Annotated in this window: 18 protein-coding genes and 1 pseudogene; 7 read left to right on the forward strand and 12 right to left on the reverse strand. The window is 52.6% G+C overall.

Translation table 11 applies throughout. The annotated features are described in order from the left end of the window. Nucleotides 1–29 precede the first annotated feature (29 nt). The 8 genes from PUR_RS20385 to PUR_RS20420 form a co-directional block, all read right to left on the reverse strand. Nucleotides 30–752, reverse strand: a complete 723-nt coding sequence (locus PUR_RS20385; protein ID WP_179036817.1) for a glycosyltransferase — start codon at nt 750–752, stop codon at nt 30–32. Beyond that, nucleotides 749–1,756, reverse strand: a complete 1,008-nt coding sequence (locus PUR_RS20390) for an NAD-dependent epimerase/dehydratase family protein (protein ID WP_179036818.1) — start codon at nt 1,754–1,756, stop codon at nt 749–751. Before PUR_RS20390 ends, PUR_RS20385 begins: the two co-directional genes overlap by 4 nt. Continuing rightward, nucleotides 1,753–2,592, reverse strand: coding sequence for a dTDP-4-dehydrorhamnose reductase family protein (locus PUR_RS20395; protein ID WP_179036819.1), 840 nt, complete (start codon nt 2,590–2,592; stop codon nt 1,753–1,755). Before PUR_RS20395 ends, PUR_RS20390 begins: the two co-directional genes overlap by 4 nt. Further along, nucleotides 2,589–3,575, reverse strand: a complete 987-nt coding sequence (locus tag PUR_RS20400) for a polysaccharide biosynthesis protein (RefSeq protein WP_179036820.1) — start codon at nt 3,573–3,575, stop codon at nt 2,589–2,591. Before PUR_RS20400 ends, PUR_RS20395 begins: the two co-directional genes overlap by 4 nt. Further along, the gene (gene wecB / locus PUR_RS20405; protein WP_179036821.1) at nt 3,565–4,659 is read right to left on the reverse strand and encodes a non-hydrolyzing UDP-N-acetylglucosamine 2-epimerase; all 1,095 of its coding nucleotides are present in this window, start codon (nt 4,657–4,659) and stop codon (nt 3,565–3,567) included. Before wecB ends, PUR_RS20400 begins: the two co-directional genes overlap by 11 nt. Nucleotides 4,660–4,722: 63 nt before the next feature. Beyond that, complete coding sequence (locus PUR_RS20410) at nt 4,723–6,162, reverse strand: glycosyltransferase family 4 protein (RefSeq protein WP_179036822.1); 1,440 nt, start codon at nt 6,160–6,162, stop codon at nt 4,723–4,725. Between the two features lie 281 nt (nt 6,163–6,443). Continuing rightward, nucleotides 6,444–7,577: a CgeB family protein gene (locus PUR_RS20415; RefSeq protein ID WP_179036823.1), complete on the reverse strand. Its 1,134-nt coding sequence runs from the start codon at nt 7,575–7,577 to the stop codon at nt 6,444–6,446. A 22-nt stretch (nt 7,578–7,599) separates the two neighbouring features. After that, nucleotides 7,600–8,697: a glycosyltransferase family protein gene (locus PUR_RS20420; protein ID WP_179036824.1), complete on the reverse strand. Its 1,098-nt coding sequence runs from the start codon at nt 8,695–8,697 to the stop codon at nt 7,600–7,602. Between the two features lie 158 nt (nt 8,698–8,855). On the opposite strand from PUR_RS20420, the pseudogene PUR_RS20425 reads away from it, so the two are divergent. Then, a pseudogene (locus PUR_RS20425) lies at nt 8,856–9,365 on the forward strand (AAA family ATPase); the annotation flags it as partial. 206 nt (nt 9,366–9,571) lie between these two features. On the opposite strand, the gene PUR_RS20430 reads toward PUR_RS20425, so the two are convergent. Beyond that, the gene (locus PUR_RS20430; protein WP_232101582.1) at nt 9,572–10,474 is read right to left on the reverse strand and encodes an IS3 family transposase; all 903 of its coding nucleotides are present in this window, start codon (nt 10,472–10,474) and stop codon (nt 9,572–9,574) included. A gap of 29 nt (nt 10,475–10,503) precedes the next feature. Beyond that, nucleotides 10,504–10,824: a helix-turn-helix domain-containing protein gene (locus PUR_RS20435; protein ID WP_165104217.1), complete on the reverse strand. Its 321-nt coding sequence runs from the start codon at nt 10,822–10,824 to the stop codon at nt 10,504–10,506. Between the two features lie 857 nt (nt 10,825–11,681). Between PUR_RS20435 and PUR_RS20440 the strand changes: the two genes are divergently transcribed. The 5 genes from PUR_RS20440 to PUR_RS20460 are packed head-to-tail and all read left to right on the forward strand — an operon-like array spanning nt 11,682 to nt 16,180. Then, a complete protein-coding gene (locus PUR_RS20440; protein WP_179036825.1) occupies nt 11,682–12,671 on the forward strand; it encodes a hypothetical protein in 990 nt (329 codons plus the stop codon). A 26-nt stretch (nt 12,672–12,697) separates the two neighbouring features. Next, a complete protein-coding gene (locus PUR_RS20445) occupies nt 12,698–13,678 on the forward strand; it encodes a glycosyltransferase family protein (RefSeq protein ID WP_179036826.1) in 981 nt (326 codons plus the stop codon). Further along, nucleotides 13,675–14,682, forward strand: a complete 1,008-nt coding sequence (locus tag PUR_RS20450) for a glucose-1-phosphate thymidylyltransferase (RefSeq protein ID WP_179036827.1) — start codon at nt 13,675–13,677, stop codon at nt 14,680–14,682. The genes PUR_RS20445 and PUR_RS20450 overlap by 4 nt, the downstream gene beginning before the upstream one ends. Next, nucleotides 14,679–15,242: a dTDP-4-dehydrorhamnose 3,5-epimerase gene (rfbC, locus tag PUR_RS20455; RefSeq protein ID WP_179036828.1), complete on the forward strand. Its 564-nt coding sequence runs from the start codon at nt 14,679–14,681 to the stop codon at nt 15,240–15,242. Before PUR_RS20450 ends, rfbC begins: the two co-directional genes overlap by 4 nt. Continuing rightward, nucleotides 15,239–16,180, forward strand: a complete 942-nt coding sequence (locus tag PUR_RS20460) for an NAD-dependent epimerase/dehydratase family protein (RefSeq protein ID WP_179036829.1) — start codon at nt 15,239–15,241, stop codon at nt 16,178–16,180. The genes rfbC and PUR_RS20460 overlap by 4 nt, the downstream gene beginning before the upstream one ends. A gap of 594 nt (nt 16,181–16,774) precedes the next feature. On the opposite strand, the gene rfbG is transcribed toward PUR_RS20460, so the two are convergent. Next, nucleotides 16,775–17,884 carry a CDP-glucose 4,6-dehydratase gene (rfbG, locus tag PUR_RS20465; RefSeq protein ID WP_179036830.1) on the reverse strand — a complete coding sequence of 370 codons (1,110 nt, stop codon included), beginning with the start codon at nt 17,882–17,884 and terminating at the stop codon, nt 16,775–16,777. Continuing rightward, nucleotides 17,851–18,621: a glucose-1-phosphate cytidylyltransferase gene (rfbF, locus tag PUR_RS20470; RefSeq protein ID WP_179036831.1), complete on the reverse strand. Its 771-nt coding sequence runs from the start codon at nt 18,619–18,621 to the stop codon at nt 17,851–17,853. The genes rfbG and rfbF overlap by 34 nt, the downstream gene beginning before the upstream one ends. Nucleotides 18,622–18,907: 286 nt before the next feature. Here rfbF and PUR_RS20475 point away from each other — a divergent pair, with 286 nt between their 5' ends. Further along, a complete protein-coding gene (locus PUR_RS20475) occupies nt 18,908–19,858 on the forward strand; it encodes a glycosyltransferase (RefSeq protein ID WP_179036832.1) in 951 nt (316 codons plus the stop codon). The last annotated feature ends 15 nt before the right edge of the window (nt 19,859–19,873 follow it).

Genomic DNA, 19,873 nt, shown 5'->3' on the forward strand with positions numbered 1-19,873 from the left:
CTGAAAGGATTTGGCATGCTGCAGCTCTATTATCCTCCCAAAGACGTGATGAGACTGCGCAGCGGCGGGCTGTATCGCTCTTTTAACGCCGACACTTCAGCCATAATCCGGTCATAATGCCTGATCGTGCCCATGCCTTCATGACGCCGGTACCCGGTTAAGGATTGGTTCAGCATCACCGGAGGATATCCGTTCAGAACCGCCCGGAACCATAAATCATAATCATGAGTAAAAGGAAGCGATTCATCGAACAAGCCGATGGCGCCGAACAGTTCCTTTTTGATCATGACCGTACAGCCGTTTACAGGATTGCCTTGCAGAAAGCAGCGCAGGAAATCAAGCTTGTTATCAAAAACCGCTCCGGCATTAAGCTGAACAAGCTGGGATGCGGCATTGATATAATTGAAGTTGGTGTAGGAAATCAGCAGTCCGTTCTGTTCCATGAACAGCGCCTGGTTTCTAATTTTATCGTGGTAAAAGATATCGTCGGAGCTGAGCCAGGCGACATAGTCGCCAGCGGCATGGAGAATACCGTGATTCAGTGCGGACGCGGTACCTCCATTGGCTTTGCCCAAATAATGAACATGCAGATGGGCAAGGAACGGAGCAATTCTGTCACTGTACTGGGTGGAGCCGTCATCGATGACAATGATCTCATAAGGAGTCAGGGATTGTAACAGCGCACTCTGTAGCGCCTGCTCAATATACGGACAATTATAAAAAGGAATAATGACCGACACTTTCGGATTCATGGCGATGCTCCTTTCCGGTTGCTGCTGCGGTAATATTCCAGAATTCCGGCAAGCGAACGCTCCAGCGGCACTTCGGGAAGCCAGTTTAAGGCGGAAGCATGCACAGTAAAAGAGCTTGCCTCTGCTTGATTTTGCGGTGCCCCCCGATCCGGGGCGTTCACTGGTTTCTGCGGGGCGTCCGAAATGGGGGCATTTACCGGCTCTTGGCCGGACTCTGTTCCCCATTCCATTGGCACATTCGCCCGGGTCAGGCTCAGCATCCCCCCCGCAACCTCACCCAGGCTGCGGGGTTTCCCCGAATCGACCCGATATACAGTACCAGGCTCCCCCTCCTTCAAGATGCAATCGTACGCCCTTACAGCATCCCGCACATCAAGAAAATCCCGCTGCGCAAGCCGGGAAGACAGCTGAAACGGCGGCTGGACAATCCCCTGTTCGCTGCGGGAGATATGTCCGGCCAGCAGCGAGCAGAAGCCGGTGGAAGGTCCGGGGCCAATCAAGTTGCAGCACTCCGCCATCAGCACCTGCTGCCCGAACAGCGTTGCCCAGGACAGCGACATAAGTTCTTCCAGCGTCTTGCTGAGGCTGTACGGATGCGCCGCCCGCTCTCCGGCTCCCGGGTTGAACTTCAGCCGCGATCCTGCCACCAGCAGACGGACCTCAGTACGGGAACGCAGCGCGTCAAGCAGATATACAGCCGCCATCACATTCGTTTCCATATATTGAACCGGGCTTTGCCACGACTCCGGTACAGAATTTTTGCCGGCTAAATGCAGCACCTCGCCCGGAACGATATCCTCTATCATCTTCTTCACGGCTTCGCCGTCGTTCAAATCGCAAATATATATTCTAACATTTTCCGGAAATAAGCGTTCCCGGTCTTCGTCCGGGATCGCCTTCCGCAGCACGGCGGTAACCTCCGCGCCTTCCGCCGCAAAATAGGCAACGGCATGACGGCCCGTAAATCCTGCGGCGCCGGTAATCAGCAGCTTTCTGCCGGTCATGAATATCTCCGGCTTTGCTGCATCCATTTCGCAAGCTCGGCAAGCATATCAGGGTAGGAAGGCAGGATAAAGGCTACGTCCGAACGCGTGCTGACCAGAGTCCGGTCCTGTACATGAACGTCATCGGGAACAATCTCGGCGTCAGTCTTGTGAAAGGCGTCCTGAATCATTCCGAGCAGCTCGTATTTGCTGACTGGCCGAGGGTGGGCCAGGTGAATCAGACCCGACACCTCAGATTCCAGCATGGTATCGATGGCTTTGGCCAGCTCCAGCGTCGTCACCCCGTTCCACATGACGCGGCGGTAGCCGGGAACCTTGCCGGACTGCGCCAGGAACCATCCCATGAGGCCGATGCCATCTTTACGAATTTCCGGCCCGATAATCGACGTGCGGATCGTCAGATGGCCGAAATCGCGAACCTCGCCGAGCGCCTTCGTAACCGCGTAAACGGAGGTTCCGTCCGGCGCATCCTCCTCCGTGTAGCCGCCGCGCGTTCCCTCGAACACGCAGTCGGTGCTGATGTGGATCAGCCGGGCGGATACAGCGTCGGCTGCACGCCGCAGACGATGGGGAAGGAAACCGTTGATGTGATAGGCTGCGATTTTATGGTCTTCCGCGGCTTGGTTAAGTACGCCCAGCGCGTTAATGATGCAGTGAGGCGAGACGATACTCACCGTTCTTTCCACAGCGGCAATATCGTCCGCATCCAGTACGAGTCCCTTGTGATCGCTTTTGTCCCGGGTGGTGTGAAAAACCTCATGCTTTCCCTGAAGGCGGAAGTAATCTGCCAGCATATGCCCCGCCATGCCGTTTCCGCCGAGGATCAGCAGCTTCATTGGAGGAAACCTCCCCGGATCAGGATATCCTTGATCTCTTGTTTGGACATCAGATTGTTCGCGGAGCTGAAACTGCTGAAGGATACCGGCTCGCAGTCTTGATACCGCGACTTCAGATAAGGCATATCAAGCGTAGGCAGTATGACAAGATATTGCTCGTCGTATACTACGGTCGTCATGCTTTCGAAATCGCTCATCAGGATTTCATTGATTTTCTCTCCGGGACGGATGCCCGTCTCGATGATTTTTACATGCTGTCTGTCAGATGCCTCGATGAGCACTTCGGCCAAATCGACAATCCGGCAGGTCGGCATGGTGATCACGAATATTTCGCCGCCCACGCTGACCTCGGAAGCTTTGAACAGCAGGGAAATTGCATCGCTAAGCGTCAGGAAGAACCGGGTCATGTTGAAATCGGTAATCCGCACCTCGCCTTTTTCCCGAATCTGCTTCATGAACAAATGGACGACGCTGCCGTTCGTTCCGAGCACATTTCCGCCCCGCACCGTGACGAACTTTGTGCTGGAGCCGAGCAGGTTCGCGTAGACGATCAGCTTCTCGCCGATGGCTTTGGTCATGCCATAGAAGTTGGACGGATTGGCCGCCTTGTCGGTCGAGATATAGATCACTTTTTTCACCTTGTTCGCTATGGCCGCTTCTATGACGTTCTGCGTACCGATGACGTTCGTCTTGAGCGCCTCGTAGGGCTGATCCTCACAGACGGGAACATGCTTCAGCGCCGCCAGATGGTACAAGTAATCCACACCTCGGCATGCCGCAATTAGAGCTTCCTTATCGCGGATATCACCGATGACGAAGCTTAAACGTCTGTCCTCGAATTCCCTACTCATGGCTACCTGGGCGGATTCGCTGCGAGAGAAAATGATAATTTCTTTCGGATTCTGCGGCAGAAGCTGCCGGATCAGCTCATGTCCCCAGGAACCGGTACCGCCGATAACCGCAATCCGTTGATTATTGAACATACAGGTTCCCTCCAAGTAAAAATTTAACTACCTTATATGAAACATCCGGAACCAGATAGCCGTCCGGAACTTCCCACTCGCGGTTCATTGAAGTCATCAGCCGGGCGCACCGCAAAATACTTTCGCTGTCCACTCCGGATACGACATTGCTTCCACAGTCCACCGTCTCCGGGCGTTCGGTCGTCCGGCGAATCGTGACGGTCGGCACATCCATCAGGCAGCATTCCTCCTGAACGGTGCCGCTGTCGGTGACGGCACAGCGCGCGTTCTTCTCCAAAGCGACAAAGTCGAAAAAACCAAACGGCTCGTAAAATTCGACGAGGCTGTGCATCTGCAGCGGAAAGGAGTCCGAAAGCTTCGACCGGGTACGGGGATGGATGCTGCAAATCAGACGGACGCCGAAGTGCTCGGCGATCAAGTTTAAGCCTTTCATGATCTCCATCAGCGGCTCCGGACGGTCAACGTTCTCGGCGCGGTGCGCAGTGACGAGAAAATATTGCCCCGGCGTAAGGTTCAACCGGTTCAAAACATCGCTGGCCGCAATTTGCGGAGCGTAATGCGTCATAACCTCATGAATCGGGTTGCCGGTGAGCATGATCCGGGCGTTCGGAATCCCCTCGGCTGCCAGATGCCGCTTGCTCTGCGGCGTATAGGGCATGTTGACGGTTGAAACGGCGTCGATGACGCGCCGGTTCTTCTCCTCCGGCACTCCGAGATCGTAGCACCGGTTGCCCGCTTCCATATGAATCACCGGAATGCCCATCCGCTCGGCCAGAATGGCGCAGAGCGCGCTGTTCGTATCGCCGAGCAGCAGGACGCGGTCCGGCCGTTCCTTGAGCAGGATCGGCTCCAGCCCGCCGAACATGGCGGCCAGTTGTCCACCAAGTCCCGCCTGCTTCTCCTGCAGCACGTAATCCGGCGCCCGCAGTCCAAGCTCCTCAAAGAAAACGCCGCTTAGACTGGCGGTAAAATTCTGGCCCGTATGCACCAGCACATGGCGGTCAGCATACTGGTCCAGAAGCGGAATAATTACGCTTAGGCGAATGATTTCGGGGCGCGTGCCCAGAATGGTCATGATTTTCATTCGTTCACTCCCCTGCTCGAATCTTGATGATGATTTAGTTTCAGGACCGGCAGCCCGGCGCAGCTACCGGCGCCGCGCCGCAGCGCTTCGGCGCTTGCGGGATGTCCGCCTCCGCCGGGACGCGCGGCGGGGGCGTTTCACCCGCCGCGCGCTCCGGGGCGGTACGGCGCGGCGGGCCAGCTTGCGCCGGAGCCGGCCGCGCCGCTTCGCTGCGCGGCGCCCCCGCGGCGAGCGCTGCGGCGCTTGCTCGGGCACCGCGCTTTCGCCCGCGGCCTTGCCGGCGGGCGGCTCCGCCGGGACCGCCTCCGCGGCCGGTCCGGTCCAGCGGAGGAGCCACGCCTCCGCCAGCCCGCGCAGGCGCTCGCGGTAGGCCGCCGGGCCGTAGAGGGCGATCACCCGGCCGCGTGACCTGGCGCCGATGGTTGCCGCCAGCACCGGCTGCGCGAGCAGAGCTTCGACGCGTTCCGCGAGCGCTTCGCTGTTCTCCGGCGGAACCAGGTCTTCACTGCAATCTACGGCCCGCATGATCTCGCCCAATCCGCCAGAATCATAAGCGACGACCGGCGTGCCGAAAGAGAGTCCTTCCATGGCGGTCATGCCAAAGCCCTCGCGGACGAGGCTCGGAACGACCAGCACATCCATGGCGCAGTAGGCCTCCGAAAGAGATTCCTCATAGCCCTCAAACCGGAAGCGGGAAGACAAACCCTCCAGCTTCACCCTGCGTTTGCAGCGGTTGTAGTATTCCTTGTCGCGAGGCTCGCCGATAACGAGGAAACGGACGTCCGGACGCTGCTGTGCCACGAGTATGGCCATATGAATAAAATGCTCCAGCCCTTTTTGCCAGATAATAAATGAAGAGATGTAGCCAACGAGCGGATTTCCGGGCTTTAAGCGCAGCTCGCGCCGACGTTCACCTCTCAGCTTGCTCCACGCTCCCGTCATCATCCCTTTGTCGTCCCAGGTAGGCGGAAGCAGTGCGATTTTACTTGCCCGCATTTCCTCCGTAAAAGAAAGAGCCGCCGTTTGCGATATGCAGATAATCTGATCGCTGAACCGGTCGATCACATTTATGCTCAGCTGAGTATTCTCGTTCTCGGTAATGATCTCGCTGATCTTCCATACCACCGGTATGCCCAGCGATTTGGCGGCAACAGCCGGCAGTACGTGCACACAGGTGCTTGTTACGATGAAGGCGGGGCGGCGTTGTTCCAGCCATACCTTCATCTCCTTGAATTCCCTGGCTTCCTGAAACGATCGGATGTCCTCCTCTAGTCCCGCATAGGGAGTATACATGCCGTACACAAGCGGAATCGGCAGCAGCTCCACCGATATTCCATGGTGGCGGGCCTGACGCGTCAGCTTACCTTCCTGAGGAGCGACAAGCAGGCAGTCAAAGTAGGAGGACAGTTCCCGGGCGAAGAACAGCAGCAGCTTTTCGGCGCCGGTTATGCTGTTGTCATTGGATACATGGGAAAAAAGGACAACGGCAGCTTTATCAGCCATTGGCGTATTGGCGCTTCCGATAGATGACCTCGGAGCAGCCGCTCACCTCCCTGTTAGGTATGGGTGCCCGGACGGTGCGGGAACCTCCTGCCGGTTCCGCCGCCCGAATAGAAAGAATCCCTTGCCGCTTTCCAAAGTTCCGTACCGGAAAGAAGTTCCCGCATGGTCCGGCGTTTATACCGGTTTCGTCTTGGCTTATCGTATGAAAGCGGCCGAGGAAGCGGATGTGACAACTGCCCGCGGCAGGAGCACAAATCGGCAGATTGGAGCCGGGCGGATGTTCATCCGAATATAGTGGTTAACAGCTGATTGACCCGCTTCGGATACGTATGATCCCGGAGTGTCCGCTCCAGCCCCTTCAGTGCAATGGCTTGACGTTCCTCCTCATGCGTCAGGTAATAATGGACTTTGTCGATCATCTCCAGCGGGGTACTGAATGTTACAATCTCTTCTCCCGGCTTGTAGAAGGTGGCTAAATCATCCCGGACATCGCTCAGCTGAAGCGTACCGCTGGCCGCAATCTCGAAGGTCCGCGGATTCGGCGAAGCCGCCGAAATTGCCAGCGTATTATTGTTGGCTACATCATCAACATGGGAACGGTGCAGATTGATTACAATTTTCGAACCGCTGTAAGCGACCGACGTTTCCTGCGGAGACATCCACTTTCCGATCTCGATCCGGTCGCCGTAAAGCGGAGCCTCCGGAAGCCGGTCCCACCAGATTCCGTTAATCACCGTATTGAATTCCATCAGCTGCGGCATAATTTCCCGGAAGAAATTGACCCGGTTCCAATACGCGGAGCCGATGAAGCTTACCTCGCGTGTTATCGACGTTCGGGAAATGGTGGGACGATAATGCGGCCGGTAAGCCGCAAACGGCAGATAATGGACCTCCGCACAGCCAAGCTGCCGGTAATATTCGATGCAATTTCGTTCCAGCGTGAATACATAATCGTAGTGATTTACGAGGCCCAACGTAAAATCGGTATAGTAGGGATCATCCGTAAGCCAGATGGCCGTACGTATGCCTATTCCCCGAATCCGGTCGATTTGTTCCAGCGGCAGATCCATTCCGTCCAGCACAAGGACCAAGTCCGGCTTGTTGGCGCAAGCCAGTTCTAACAAGTTCTGACGGACATCCGTCACCGTCACTGCCGCCGTTAGGCTTTGCAGCGATGACAGTACAGCTTCGTCCAGCGGGGAATAGGGGTAGCCTTTGCCGGAAGCGACGTACATGACATGAATATCGCGTACGGGCAGCGGCTCTTCTGGACGGCCGTCCAGAATGGCCAAACGACCGCGGAAATAACCTTCATCATAGCCGCTCTTAAAACCGTTCAGCCTCCCCTGCAGCTTCGCTTGCTCAGCCTGCGTGAGGGGAAGCGGCGGGACCGGAAGAATGAAATCCTTGCTCATCGTACACTCGCTCCTTTAATAATTAATTTCTCGCTCTCGCCTCGTCGATCACATCAAGCAGCCTTGGCAGCCGGGCCGCAAAGGTATGGTTCTGAATTGTCGTGCGAAGAGCTCTCAAGGCGAATTTCCGCCGGGCTTTTTCGTGCTTCAAATAGTATTCAATTTTAGATTCCAGTTCCTCAGGCGAGCCGAAGGTCTCCATGTCATAACCCGGCCGGTAATGTTTCGCCAAATCCTCCCGTACATCCGTAATCTGCATCGCGCCGCAAGCGCTGATCTCATAGGTTCGCGGGTTGATGGACCTTCCGGGAATTTGATACGAATTGCGGTTATCCTGTCCCGCTTCCCAGGGACGGTGAATATTGATGACGAGCTTCGAGCCGCTGTAATAATTCGCCGTTTCCTCCGGGGGAATAAAGCCTTTGTGGATGAACGGAGACAGAGTTTCGAACGTCTTAAGCCGCTCCCAGAATCCGCCGACGATAAGTGTCCGGTGCCGGATTAACATAGGGGCTAGACGGTCGAAAAGCTCGGTCCGGTTAAAAAAGGCATTGCCTATAAAAACGATGTCATAGCAATACTCCGGCCCGGTACGGCGTGGATTGAACATTCCCGGATTGACGCACAGCGGCAAATAATGCACCGATCCCGCTCCATGTGACCGGTAAAACTCCACACATCCCAGCTCGTGCGTAAACACATGATCGTAATGCCGGCAAAGAACAGCCGTATCCTGCGTAAAATAAGGGTCATCGACAAACCAGATGGCGGTGGAAATACCCCGGCTTCGGATTTCTGCGATCTGCTCCAAATGGTCATCCGGAAATACATGCAGCCCGTTCATGACCAGCACCACTTCCGGAGATTCCCGGACGGCAGTCTCCAGCATGGCCTGCGCCGGGCATACGATCAGCTCGGTAACGAGACCGGTCAGCGCCTCCGATACCCCGGCGTCGATCGCATCGAATCCCTGCGGGACATACATCAGTCTTAAGGGACGCCGGAGACCGGCAGTAACCGGATTCAACCGTTTCACAGCTTCGCACAGACCAAGATGGTAGCCCTGCCCGTAGCCGTCACGGTAGCCCTGTTTGCGCTCCTGCAATATTTTCGCTTTCACAGCCTCACCCTACCCTGTCGTAATCTGATGACAGTATAGTTATATGCTTCGGAGATATCCGCCTCATGGACAGCTGTCCGTAATGGCGATAAATTGGCAGATGCCCTCTGGCAACCGTACAAACTGGACATGTAGGCCTGGACTTGGATTTGGATTGTTCTTCGCACTCCACCCTCTATGAATATCTCCGGCTCGCCAGAGGGATCAAGCGGCCTAAAGACGGGTTCTTTTTGCGTGCGGAAAGCTACTATAATGTAGCCTCTTATATCGACGAGCTGGATGAGGAGCCTTCTCCCGGTCCAAGGATCAAAGATTCATACGGGGGGAAGTCATTGCATGAGCAGTCGCATGGCGAATCCTTCTTCGCCGCTTTCATGCACCGGTTCGGCAGCCGCGGCTTGTACATTCTGGACGAGCCCGAAGCAGCGTTGTCGCCTCTCCGGCAGATGTCGCTGCTGGTCCGCATGCATGAGCTGGTGCGAAGTGAGTCCCAGTTTGTCATCGCCACCCACTCGCCGATCCTGATGTCCTATCCGGGCGCGGATATTTGGCTGCTGGAAGAGGAAGGCATCCGGGAAGCAGCCTTGGAGGAAACGGAACATTACGCAATAACCAAGGCGTTCATGAATAACCGCGAGGGAATGCTCCGCGAGCTGCTGGGGGAATGAAGGCTTATGCGAGAGTGCCCTATAAGCTATGGAAATGGCTGCTGGGCGGCCAATGTTTTTGTGCTGGAATTGGGCAGGTGGACGGGGCTACTCAAATGGAAGTGGGGATAATGCAGAATACCTGAAATTGCGGCTAGGCCCCCTAAATCCAGAGTCATGCCCTACAATTAACAAGCGTTCGTAAAATAACTCTTTATTTCAAGGTGTTACATGGCTTTATGAAATTTCGAGGAGTCCTCCAGTGTTTTGACCCATTCGGAAAACTTCGTTGGAGGCATTAACTTCAAGCTGCCATGCATCTTACGGTTGTTGTAGAAGTCCATGTATTGATCGAGGGCCTCGTAGGCTTCGTCGAAAGTCATGAACTCTCTATTTCTGAATAGATCGCGTTCCAGCAAGCTATGGAATGACTCAATGTATGCATTCATATTCGGTGTCCGCGGCGGGATGCGTTCGTGAATCATGTCCAGGCTTTCACAGGTATCTCCAAATAACTTACTGACGAATTGCGGCCCGTTGTCTGTTCGAATCACGGGCAGGGCTTCTCTGGATTGGAGACGACTCTGTAGCGCCCGCCATAGCGTTTGAACCGCATGTTTGGCCTCACATACGGGTCCTCTGTACTGCTGGACCACGACACGGTCAAACACATCAATGATGCTAAGTACAAAAAAGAAACGCTCCTGGCCGATGATATAGCCGTACTTAATGTCCATTTGCCACAACTGGTTGGACCCGGTGACGACCCGGTTCTTGGGGAGCCGGCGTGGATGTGAGGGGAGGCGCTTATGGGGTTGTTTCAGAATCCCTAGCTCCTTACACAAGCGATACGCTTTTTTCTTGTTGAGCTTCACGCTGTACCGGTCACGAATACATTGCGCGAGAAGCTTGTAGCCATAGACATGCTCTTCGCCTTCGAGGAGCTCAAGCAGCCACTCCTTGATTTGTTCGTCACTGACTCTCTTTCCCGTAACCGTGAAGGAGTAACCTGGTACCGGACGGCCCATTTGGCCTTCTGGTGGGCGTTTTGTTGCCGGACGGGCAGCCCGTTTTTTGCGGTCGTAGTACGTCGATTCGGATAATCCAAGGATGCGCAGAACCCATGCCACCGGTTCCCCCCGCTTAATAAATAGGTCTGCTACTTCGAATTTTTCGGATAAGCGGGGTTTTTCTTTTTTAGCAGTTCTCGCAGAATCTCAAGCTCAAGCTCTTTTTCTCCGAGCACCTTCATGGCCTTTTCGTAGCGTTGCTCCACATCCTGCAGTCGCTGAAGTTCTTGCAGATGCTCGTCTGCAACCGGAATTTCTTCTGGTGGAATGGAGTCACGATGATCCCTAATCCACCCGCGTATGGTTTCTGGATGAATGTCATATATGCGGGATAACACCCCCACCTTAACTCCAGCCAACGCTTCCTTTACGATTTTAAGCCGTGCTTCCTCTTTCAACCTCTTTCCCATCCTCGTCATCTCCCCCTTATCTCCAGTTTAAATTATTGGGTGGGATGACTCCAGTTTAGTTAGGGGGCCTAGGAGATTGTGCATCTTTTGGTCGTGTAGGAATGCAAGTTCTATAACATGCCTGTGAAAATACAGGTTTTTTCCGGCTCACCCTCAGATTCAGTCAGCACAGCCTCAAATTCCTGTATAGTAGCAGGATTTCAATGTGAATAAGCGTTTTGGGTTTAAAAAAACTGCAGTTTAACCGTTTTGAAAGACACTGCACCAAATTTACAGCCAACCAGACCTCGTTACTAGATAATGTAGCGTCAATCCGCCTCTCCTAAGCCTGCAGCAATACATATTGATGTCGGGCCACCCCAAATGCTCTATTTCGAACCATTTCCGATCATAGAACAACAGGAGCCAGCAAATCTTTTTTCTATTACCGAAAGACTTGGTCAGTATGACCGTTCCAAATGTTTCATTAACTTCTCTGATCCACGCCGTTTCTTGAACATGATCGCCTACAGATAGGGTACGGGGAGGGTTTCTGTTGATGATGACGCTCAAGGTTCCCCGATTGACACCGGCCTGCTCCGCAAAGCTCTGCATGGTAAGCCCCTACTCCCGAATATAAGTTTCCATTTCACATCGGATCATAGCCACTGCTGATCAATCGAGGCAATCCCAACAAAACATTTACTATAAATCCAAATATTGGTATACAGCAATACTAATCTATTACTCTCCAGCGATCAATTAATAAACCTTTAATTTATCGGGAGTCCGAACAGGGAGACAGGCGCCGTTCCGGTATACGAATGCAATCTATATACTGCAGTATTCGGATACCAGAATAAGGAGGATGAACCATTTTGATTATCGGTACTGTAGTTAATGCGTCCGGATTAGCCCAAGCAAGACTTATGGCAAATTCAGTCAAACGGCAAATGCCTTTCGCCAAAGTTTTAGTCTGCCTGGTTGAAGAGATTCAGGCGGGAACCTTGCCGGACGTTGACTGGATTTTTACGGCCAGAGAAATTTCCGCTTACCTCGGATTTGAGGATTTTGACAACTATATATTCAAGTTTAATTCCCTCCAATGCGGCACGGCGATGAAGGGGCTGCTGTTAACCTATCTTCTTGAAGCCTTCCCGGGTGAAGAGCATATTGTCTATCTGGATCCGGAAATGTATGTGTTTAAGCCGTTTAACGAAATCGAACAAATGCTCAGTTACTATGATGTTGTATTAACCCCCCACCATTTGGAACCCTCGGTTCCTTGGGATTGTTCCCGTGAAATCGGCACGCTGCAGGACGGTACCTTTCACAGCGGTCTTGTGGCCGTGAAGAACTCCTGGGAAGGACGCAATTTCGCAAAATGGTGGATGAAGATCATTGCAGGCGATTTCAGCGGACAGCCAAGCGGAATTTTTACCGATCAGCCTTATCTGAATTTCGTACCCGCTTTTTTCAATGCGGGCGTACTGCGCCATCCGGGGTATAATCTGGCATTCTGGAATCTGCATGAGAACGGCAGAAAGCTCTATCGCGTCGGCGATGAATACTGTCTGACCAACCACACCCCTCTTTGCTGCGCGAACTTCAGCAACTTTTTGGGACTGCTGAACAGCTGCATAGACACCTATACTCCCCATGACGGGACTTATAGACAAATGTGGAACGAATATCAGCTAAATTGGGCTTGGCTATCTCTCCAGCATCCTGCCCAGCCTTGGGCCTATGACTACTTTTACAGCGGGGAGAAAATTGCAGATGAGACCAAATTACGCTATAGAGCGGCAAAAACAGACCATTATGTAGAGGCAAATCCCTTCACTCTTTCAAACCACAGTGATTTCTAATCCCGATTATGACAAGGAGGAACTCCATGATTATTTGTTCAGTGACCTGTGCCGACAACCTGCATGAGGCAAAAATGATGGCAAGAGCAGCCAAATATCATATGCCTTATGCCCGGGTTGTCATCTGTCTGATGGAACGGGAGATTCATCCGGCGGCACTTGACGTACCGTGGTTTGATGAGGTTATTGTTGCCAAAGATCTGGGGATTCCCCGGTTTGAAGGAAGCATCTTTAAATACAGTCTGCTTGAGGGGGTAACCTCCATCAAACCGGCGTTTCTTCGTTTATTATTCGACCGGCATCCTGAGGAGATGAATGTCGTATTCATGGATACCGATATCATCGCCTATGCTCCTTTCGACGATCTGCTGGCCGCCCTGGAACATCATGATATCCTGTTATGCCCTCACCGCATCGAACCAAACGGGGAGCCTCTCGGTTATCTGCAGCATGGTATTTTTAATACCGGTTTTCTGGCGCTTCGGAGATCGGAGGAAACGATGCGCTTTCTGGAATGGTGGGGACAGCGGCTGTACAGCTATTGCCATTATCACGCCCCTTTTTTTGTGGATCAGAAATGGGTGGATCTGGCGCCGGGATTGTTCAATGTTAAGGTATGGAAGCATCCAGGGTATAATGTCGCCGCTTGGAACCTGCATGAGCCCTGCCGGAAGATTGTCCGGGAAGAGAATGGACGCTATTGGCTTGAAAACAATGTTCCGTTCGTATGCTATCACTATTCCGGACTGCACGGGATGCTGCAGTATTGTATGAACGAGTGGATTCCCGACCGCGGAAACCCGTTGTACCGGCTGCTGCAGCTCTATTTGGAGGAGATTGATGCTATGGGCAAAGAGGAACTTTCCCAGGTCCCCTGGAGTTATGACTATTATCTGGACGGCAGTCCGATAACTGTCCAAGAAAGGAAAGCATACGGCAGCGATATTCAGGCATTTGAGTCAGGCCGCGATCCTTTCGGCTCCCGCGAGGGAGACGGAGGAATATGAAGGGGCTGATCGTCTGCGCCGGAAAAGGCTCCCGCCTAAGACCGTTTACGCTTACCCAACCGAAGACGCTGCTTCCTGTCGCCAATAAACCGATTCTATTCTATGCGATTGAAAAGCTGGCCGATGAAGGCATTCATGACATCGGTATCGTGATCCATCCATCCCAGGAAAAGATGATTTGCGGCGCCGCGGGCAGCGGAGAAAAATTCGGGGTATCCCTGACTTATATGTACCAGCAAGAGCCGCGGGGCATTGCGGATGCGGTCGCCGCAGCCGAGGACTTTATCGGTCAAAGTGATTTCATCCTGCTTCTCGGCGACAATTTGATCAAAGAACCGCTCAAGACGCTGGTCGACCGTCTGGAGCACTCGGCTGCCTGCATCCTGCTCACTCACGTGAACAATCCGCAGCATTTAGGTGTTGCTGAAATCAAGGGAACCCAAATTATCAAACTGGTAGAGAAGCCGCGATTCCCCAAAAGCAATCTTGCGGTGGTCGGCAGCTATGCCTTTAAACCCGGAATCTTTGATTATATTCGAGCCTTGACGCTTTCTGACCGGGGAGAGCTGGAAATAACGGACGCCATACAACGGTTGATCGACAGCGGAGAAAGGGCAGCCTATGCGATAACCTCACAGTATTGCACCGACGTAGGGACCTCAGAGCGGTGGCTTGCGGCCAACAACTGGATGATGAATGAGGTTTACGGAGAGAAGAACGACATTTCCGAGGATTCCACTTTAGTCAACTGCACGGTTCACGCTCCAGTGGTTATCGGTTCCGACTGTGTATTAAAAAACTGCACGATCGGCCCCTACGTTTCGGTCATGTCCGGAGCCCATTTGGAGGAATGCCATCTTGCGCACAGTATTCTGCTGCGGGATGTCACAATCAGCGGCACAGGCAAGGAAGTTCTTGCCGGCATTTTCGGTGATGAGGCTAGTATTATAGGCTCCTCCGCCAAAGGACCAATCGCCCCTAAGATCGGAGGAGATCAAGGATGAAGATTATTCCAAGAAGGCTGGAAGGCGTGTTTGAAATCCGGCTGTCTCCGTTTAGCGATCACCGAGGACTGTTTATGAGAACATACGACGAATCTATCTTCTCCGCTTACGATATTCATCGCCATTGGGTTCAAGAGAATCAATCGGTGACGATCCGCAAGGGAACGATCCGTGGATTGCATTTCCAATATCCCCCCAGTTCTGAGACCAAACTCGTAAGAGTCACTACCGGTGCCGTTCTTGACGTTTTTGTAGATCTGCGGAAAGACTCCCCGACCTTCGGAGAATGGGACAGTATTGAACTGTCCGAAGACAACCGGGCGATGATCTATATTCCGCGCGGCTTCGCTCACGGTTTCTGCACGCTGTGCGATCATTGCACCGTACAGTATAAAGTAGACCGGAAATTCTCTTCTGCAGAAGATGGCGGTATCCGCTGGAATGATCCATCAGTCGCTGTGAAGTGGCCTACGGAAACTCCGATTCTCTCTGAAAAAGACCAGAATCTGCCTACGCTGGATATGTTCATTTCGCAAAATAAAAGGATGGATTCGGTATGAGGTATATAGTCACCGGAGCGGGAGGATTTATCGGAAGCTCTTTGTGCGAGCAGCTTCGCCGGGAAGGCCATGAGGTGGTACGGATTTTCCGCAGCCTGCCGGAGCATGCAGCCGATTCGGCGGGAGCCTATGAGGATATTGCGGCGGATGTGCTCTCGGACAGCTTTCCGGGACTCCGCATTTGCGGGGATGCCGTGATTCATTTGGCAGCCGCCAACGATATCGTTTCCAAAGATGGCCGGGAAGGCATAAAGCTCTCTTTGATCGGGACCAAAAATGTGCTGGATTTTGCCGTAAACAACGGAATACCGCAAATGATTTTCTTTTCGACCATACAGGTGCTCGGATCGGAACTGCAAGGGTTGATCACGGAGACATCGGCTGTCCGCCCCGAGAATGATTACGCCGCCAATCATGCGGTGGCTGAACTGTATACGGAAATGTACGCAAGAAAAGGGCTGCTGCGGGCCGTCAGCATCAGGCCGACGAATGTGTACGGCCACTTTGCGTCTCCGACCATAAACCGCTGGAGTCTGGTTCCGGCCTGCTTTTGCCGGGAAGCGTTCTTCAACAAGACCATTACGATTCGCTCTTCGGGAAAACAAAGAAGAAATTTTATCAGTGTTGAAAGTGTGGCCAAGGCGACAAGCACCGTGCTGGCGAACTTCCCGGCTTCCTACGATACGCTGAATCTCGGCTCCCCATTCCATATGACCATTCTGGAAGCTGCGCAATGCGTGAAGCAGGTTCATGATGAAATGTATCCCGAGCCGGTAGAGCTGCTCGTTCAAGGGGAGGAGCCGCAGCAGGAGAACCGGTTTGAAATATCCCTGCGGAAAATGGAAGACCGGTACGGATTCAAGGAACACCTGGGAGCCGAGGATTTCCGAAAGGAGATCCGCCTCATCTTCCTCAGCCTGGACCGATTGGCTCACTGAGCATAAAAGGTCCGGGCCCCCCATATGTGAATCATTTTAAAATGCAAAGAGGAATTAAGAAGCCGGTAAGTCTTTCCGTTATTGGAAGACTTGCCGGCTTCTGTTGTTCTATTCGTCAACTCCCTTATCGATCCAGGTTAGGAAACGGTGCAATCGCTCTAACAGGAAGGGACGAGGCCAGGTTGGATGTGATTTTAGTTGAGCGTAATTGCAAAACAGCTAAAATGCAGCTTTTTTCGATCATAAACGTTTATTCACAGAGAAAACCTACGATTTTACAGGAATTTGAGGCTGTTCTGACTGAATTTGCGGCTGAACGGTAACAAACCTGCATTTTGCAGGCATGTTATACAACAGGTGTTCTCAGGCGAACAAAAGATGCACAATTTCAGGTTTTCTGCATTATTGCTTCATCATCCCCCTCTGGATGGAAATATTTTACTCCCGATAACGTTAATGAAGTTCTGCCGTAATATGTCTTTCTCTAGATATACAGAGCGGCTCGCCCCGTATCCCTACCTTAATCCCCATCTCAAATAAGGGCATCCCGGCAGCCATTTCCATGGCTTGCGGGACACCCCAATCTCTCTCGAATCAGCCCTTTACCTGCTCAAACACCCTAATCTGTGCGCGGCAGAGCTCAAGCATGTCTTCCCCATTCAAATAAGCTTTATACCAGGAAGCGGTCTGAGCCAGGGCGATATCCAGATTCCATCTGGGCCGCCAGCCCAGCCGAGCCTTTGCCTTGGAGCAGTCGAGCTTCAGCGCGGCGGCTTCATGGAGCTTACCATCAGGTACAACCTCATAAGCTGCTCCCTCTCCCCATAAACGGCAAAAACGGCTGACCACCGATTCTACGCTCTGCGCATCCTGCTCCTCCGGTCCGAAATTCCAGGCTTCCGCATATTGCACTCCGTCTTCATACAACCGCTGAGCCAGCAGGAGATAACCGCCAAGCGGCTCCAATACATGCTGCCAGGGGCGTACCGAACGCGGACTTCGAATGACCAAGGGAACTTGATTGCGAATGGCTCGGAAGCTGTCCGGGATAAGCCGTTCACCGGCCCAATCTCCGCCCCCGATTACATTGCCGGCTCTTGCGGACGCGATGGCCACTCCATGCTCCTCATACCGACCGGGGTTAAAAAAGGAATCCCGATACGAAGCGGTGACGAGTTCGGAGCAGGCTTTGCTGTTGGAATAAGGATCAAAGCCGCCAAGTTCTTCATTTTCCCTGTATCCCCAATACCATTCCTTGTTGCTGTAGCATTTATCTGTCGTAACGTTAACAACCGCCTTAATCCTTCCACCTTGGGAGTTGTTCTGGCGTACCGCTTCTAGCACATGTACCGTTCCCAGTACATTAACCGCATACGTATCCACCGGCCGCTGATAGGACTCCCTGACAAGCGGCTGTGCGGCGAGATGAAGCACGATATCGGGATCGGCATTCCGCATTGCTGTCTGAAGGCGGGCGGCATCCCGGACATCTCCCGTGATTGAAGTCAGAAGCTGACTGGCCTTGCTGCATTCGTACAGGCTGGGATCAGTCGGAGGCGCATCGGAGTAGCCGGTGACTTCCGCTCCGAGCTGATGCAGCCAAATGGACAGCCATGAACCCTTAAAGCCCGTGTGGCCGGTAAGAAACACCTTTTTACCCTTCCAGAAGTTTACTTTTTCCACGGAGCATTCCCCGATTTCCATAATTGGTCCAAATAATTCTTATCTCGTAGCGTATCCATCGGATGCCAAAAGTCTTCGAATGGATAACCCATTAAGTGGCCTTCACTGGCAAGACGCTCCAGCGGCTCCTGCTCAAATACCGTTCGGTCTCCCTCGATATATTGAAATACTTGCGGCTCGAGCACAAAAAAGCCCGCATTAATCCAAGAGTTGTCGCCTTTGGGCTTCTCCCGGAAAGCCTCAACCCGCTGTTGGTCATTAAGCTGCATCGAACCGAATCTTCCCGGAGGCTGGGTTACAGTTACCGTGGCAAGTTTGCCATGGCTGCGGTGGAATTTCAGCAGGGCGTTAAGATCAATCGAAGAGAGTCCGTCACCGTAGGTCATCATAAACGTTTCGTCTCCGATGAACTCGGCAATCCTTTTTAGTCTCCCGCCGGTCAGCGTTTCCAGCCCCGTATCCACCAGAGTGACCTTCCAGGGCTCCGCCTTCTGCTGATGGATCAACATTTCATTGTGATTGGTGTAATCGAACGTGACATCGGAATTATAGAGATAATAGTTGGAGAAATATTCTTTGATTACATTGCCTTTATAGCCCAGACAAATTACAAAGTCGTTAAATCCATAATGGGAATACAATTTCATGATGTGCCACAGAATGGGTTTTTCTCCAATTTCGATCATCGGCTTCGGCTTCAGGTGCGATTCTTCACTGATGCGCGTACCGTAGCCGCCTGCCAGAATTACTGCTTTCATCAGGATATCCCCTTTCAGGATTCACTTAAAATTATCGTTGAATTTCGCTGTTCAACACATCCATCCATTCGATTTGATCATGGTTCTCCCTCCACATCTCCTCCACTTACAATAGATTCCTGCGGAAGGATTATAGCTATGGACAATTGAACCGGGGAATCCGCATATTTTGGCCAGGTTGGGCAGAAGGATTATTCAGATTATAGGCGGACTCCGTATGCAGTTGCGAAACGGAATTCATATGATGTCTTAGTCCATATACAACGCTTAGTTAGGAGGGTTCTCCATGAGAATTCTGCAAGTTGCGCCAAATCATGAAACAGTCCCTCCCCTCAGAGATGGAGGAACGGAACGCATAATCTATGAACTTTCCCAAGAGTTGGCCCGGAGGGGACATGAAGTCATTCTCTTTGCTCCATCCGGAAGCCATATTTGGGGAACCGTAATCAACTACCCGTTTTACGGAGATGATGCCATCGGCTCTTATATAAGAGAAAATCTGCCGCAAGACATCGACATTATCCATGACCATACCTTTGATTCTGCGATTAGCCGTGTTGGAGTCAATGTTCCGTTAGTGCATACCATTCATCTGCCTGTCTACAACCCCGTTTATTTTCCAATCTATGTAAGCCGAAACGCCAGGGAATCGATAGGCGGCGGATACGGATTTGATGTGCACAACGGTATTGTTCCTGAAGAGTATGAGTTCAGCTATGACAAAGATGATTATCTGCTCTTTATGGGCAGAGTGGTCCGGGAAAAAGGAATTCTCGAAGCGATGGATCTTGCGGAAATGACCGGACAGCGGCTCATCATAGCAGGACCGATCCATGATGAAGAACTGTTTTACCAGGAGATTTCTCCCCGATTGAACTGCAATCCCCTGCTCCAATATGTCGGCCCGGTCGGCGGAAGAATTCGCCAGGATTTGTTAAAGCACGCCAAATGCCTTCTCTTTCCCATTCAGTGGGCGGAACCGTTCGGGCTTGTACTGATTGAGGCGATGGCCTGCGGGACTCCAGTACTTGCGCTCTCGAAGGGCGCCGTTCCGGAAATACTGGAGCCCTTCCCCGAGATGATGTGTGACTCAATCGAACAAATGGCAGAAAAACTTTATTATTATCAAGCCCCCTATCACCCCGATCAATTAAGATACCATGTCGAGGTAAGTTTTTCGGTATCCAAAATGGTCGACAGCTATCTCTATCTGTATCAATTAGCCATCTCAGAGTAATGGTGAAAATAGGAG

Origin of the sequence: Paenibacillus sp. URB8-2 (assembly GCF_013393385.1) — a bacterium.
Lineage (GTDB): Bacteria > Bacillota > Bacilli > Paenibacillales > Paenibacillaceae > Paenibacillus_AQ.

Bases quoted from the DNA above. Each gene is read 5' to 3' on its own strand.
- PUR_RS20385 (WP_179036817.1), bottom strand. From the start codon at position 752: ATGAATCCGAAAGTGTCGGTCATTATTCCTTTTTATAATTGTCCGTAT.
- PUR_RS20390 (WP_179036818.1), bottom strand. From the start codon at position 1,756: ATGACCGGCAGAAAGCTGCTGATTACCGGCGCCGCAGGATTTACGGGC.
- PUR_RS20395 (WP_179036819.1), bottom strand. From the start codon at position 2,592: ATGAAGCTGCTGATCCTCGGCGGAAACGGCATGGCGGGGCATATGCTG.
- PUR_RS20400 (WP_179036820.1), bottom strand. From the start codon at position 3,575: ATGTTCAATAATCAACGGATTGCGGTTATCGGCGGTACCGGTTCCTGG.
- wecB (WP_179036821.1), bottom strand. From the start codon at position 4,659: ATGAAAATCATGACCATTCTGGGCACGCGCCCCGAAATCATTCGCCTA.
- PUR_RS20410 (WP_179036822.1), bottom strand. From the start codon at position 6,162: ATGGCTGATAAAGCTGCCGTTGTCCTTTTTTCCCATGTATCCAATGAC.
- PUR_RS20415 (WP_179036823.1), bottom strand. From the start codon at position 7,577: ATGAGCAAGGATTTCATTCTTCCGGTCCCGCCGCTTCCCCTCACGCAG.
- PUR_RS20435 (WP_165104217.1), bottom strand. From the start codon at position 10,824: ATGGGAAAGAGGTTGAAAGAGGAAGCACGGCTTAAAATCGTAAAGGAA.
- PUR_RS20445 (WP_179036826.1), top strand. From the start codon at position 12,698: ATGATTATTTGTTCAGTGACCTGTGCCGACAACCTGCATGAGGCAAAA.
- PUR_RS20450 (WP_179036827.1), top strand. From the start codon at position 13,675: ATGAAGGGGCTGATCGTCTGCGCCGGAAAAGGCTCCCGCCTAAGACCG.
- rfbC (WP_179036828.1), top strand. From the start codon at position 14,679: ATGAAGATTATTCCAAGAAGGCTGGAAGGCGTGTTTGAAATCCGGCTG.
- PUR_RS20460 (WP_179036829.1), top strand. From the start codon at position 15,239: ATGAGGTATATAGTCACCGGAGCGGGAGGATTTATCGGAAGCTCTTTG.
- rfbG (WP_179036830.1), bottom strand. From the start codon at position 17,884: ATGGAAATCGGGGAATGCTCCGTGGAAAAAGTAAACTTCTGGAAGGGT.
- rfbF (WP_179036831.1), bottom strand. From the start codon at position 18,621: ATGAAAGCAGTAATTCTGGCAGGCGGCTACGGTACGCGCATCAGTGAA.
- PUR_RS20475 (WP_179036832.1), top strand. From the start codon at position 18,908: ATGAGAATTCTGCAAGTTGCGCCAAATCATGAAACAGTCCCTCCCCTC.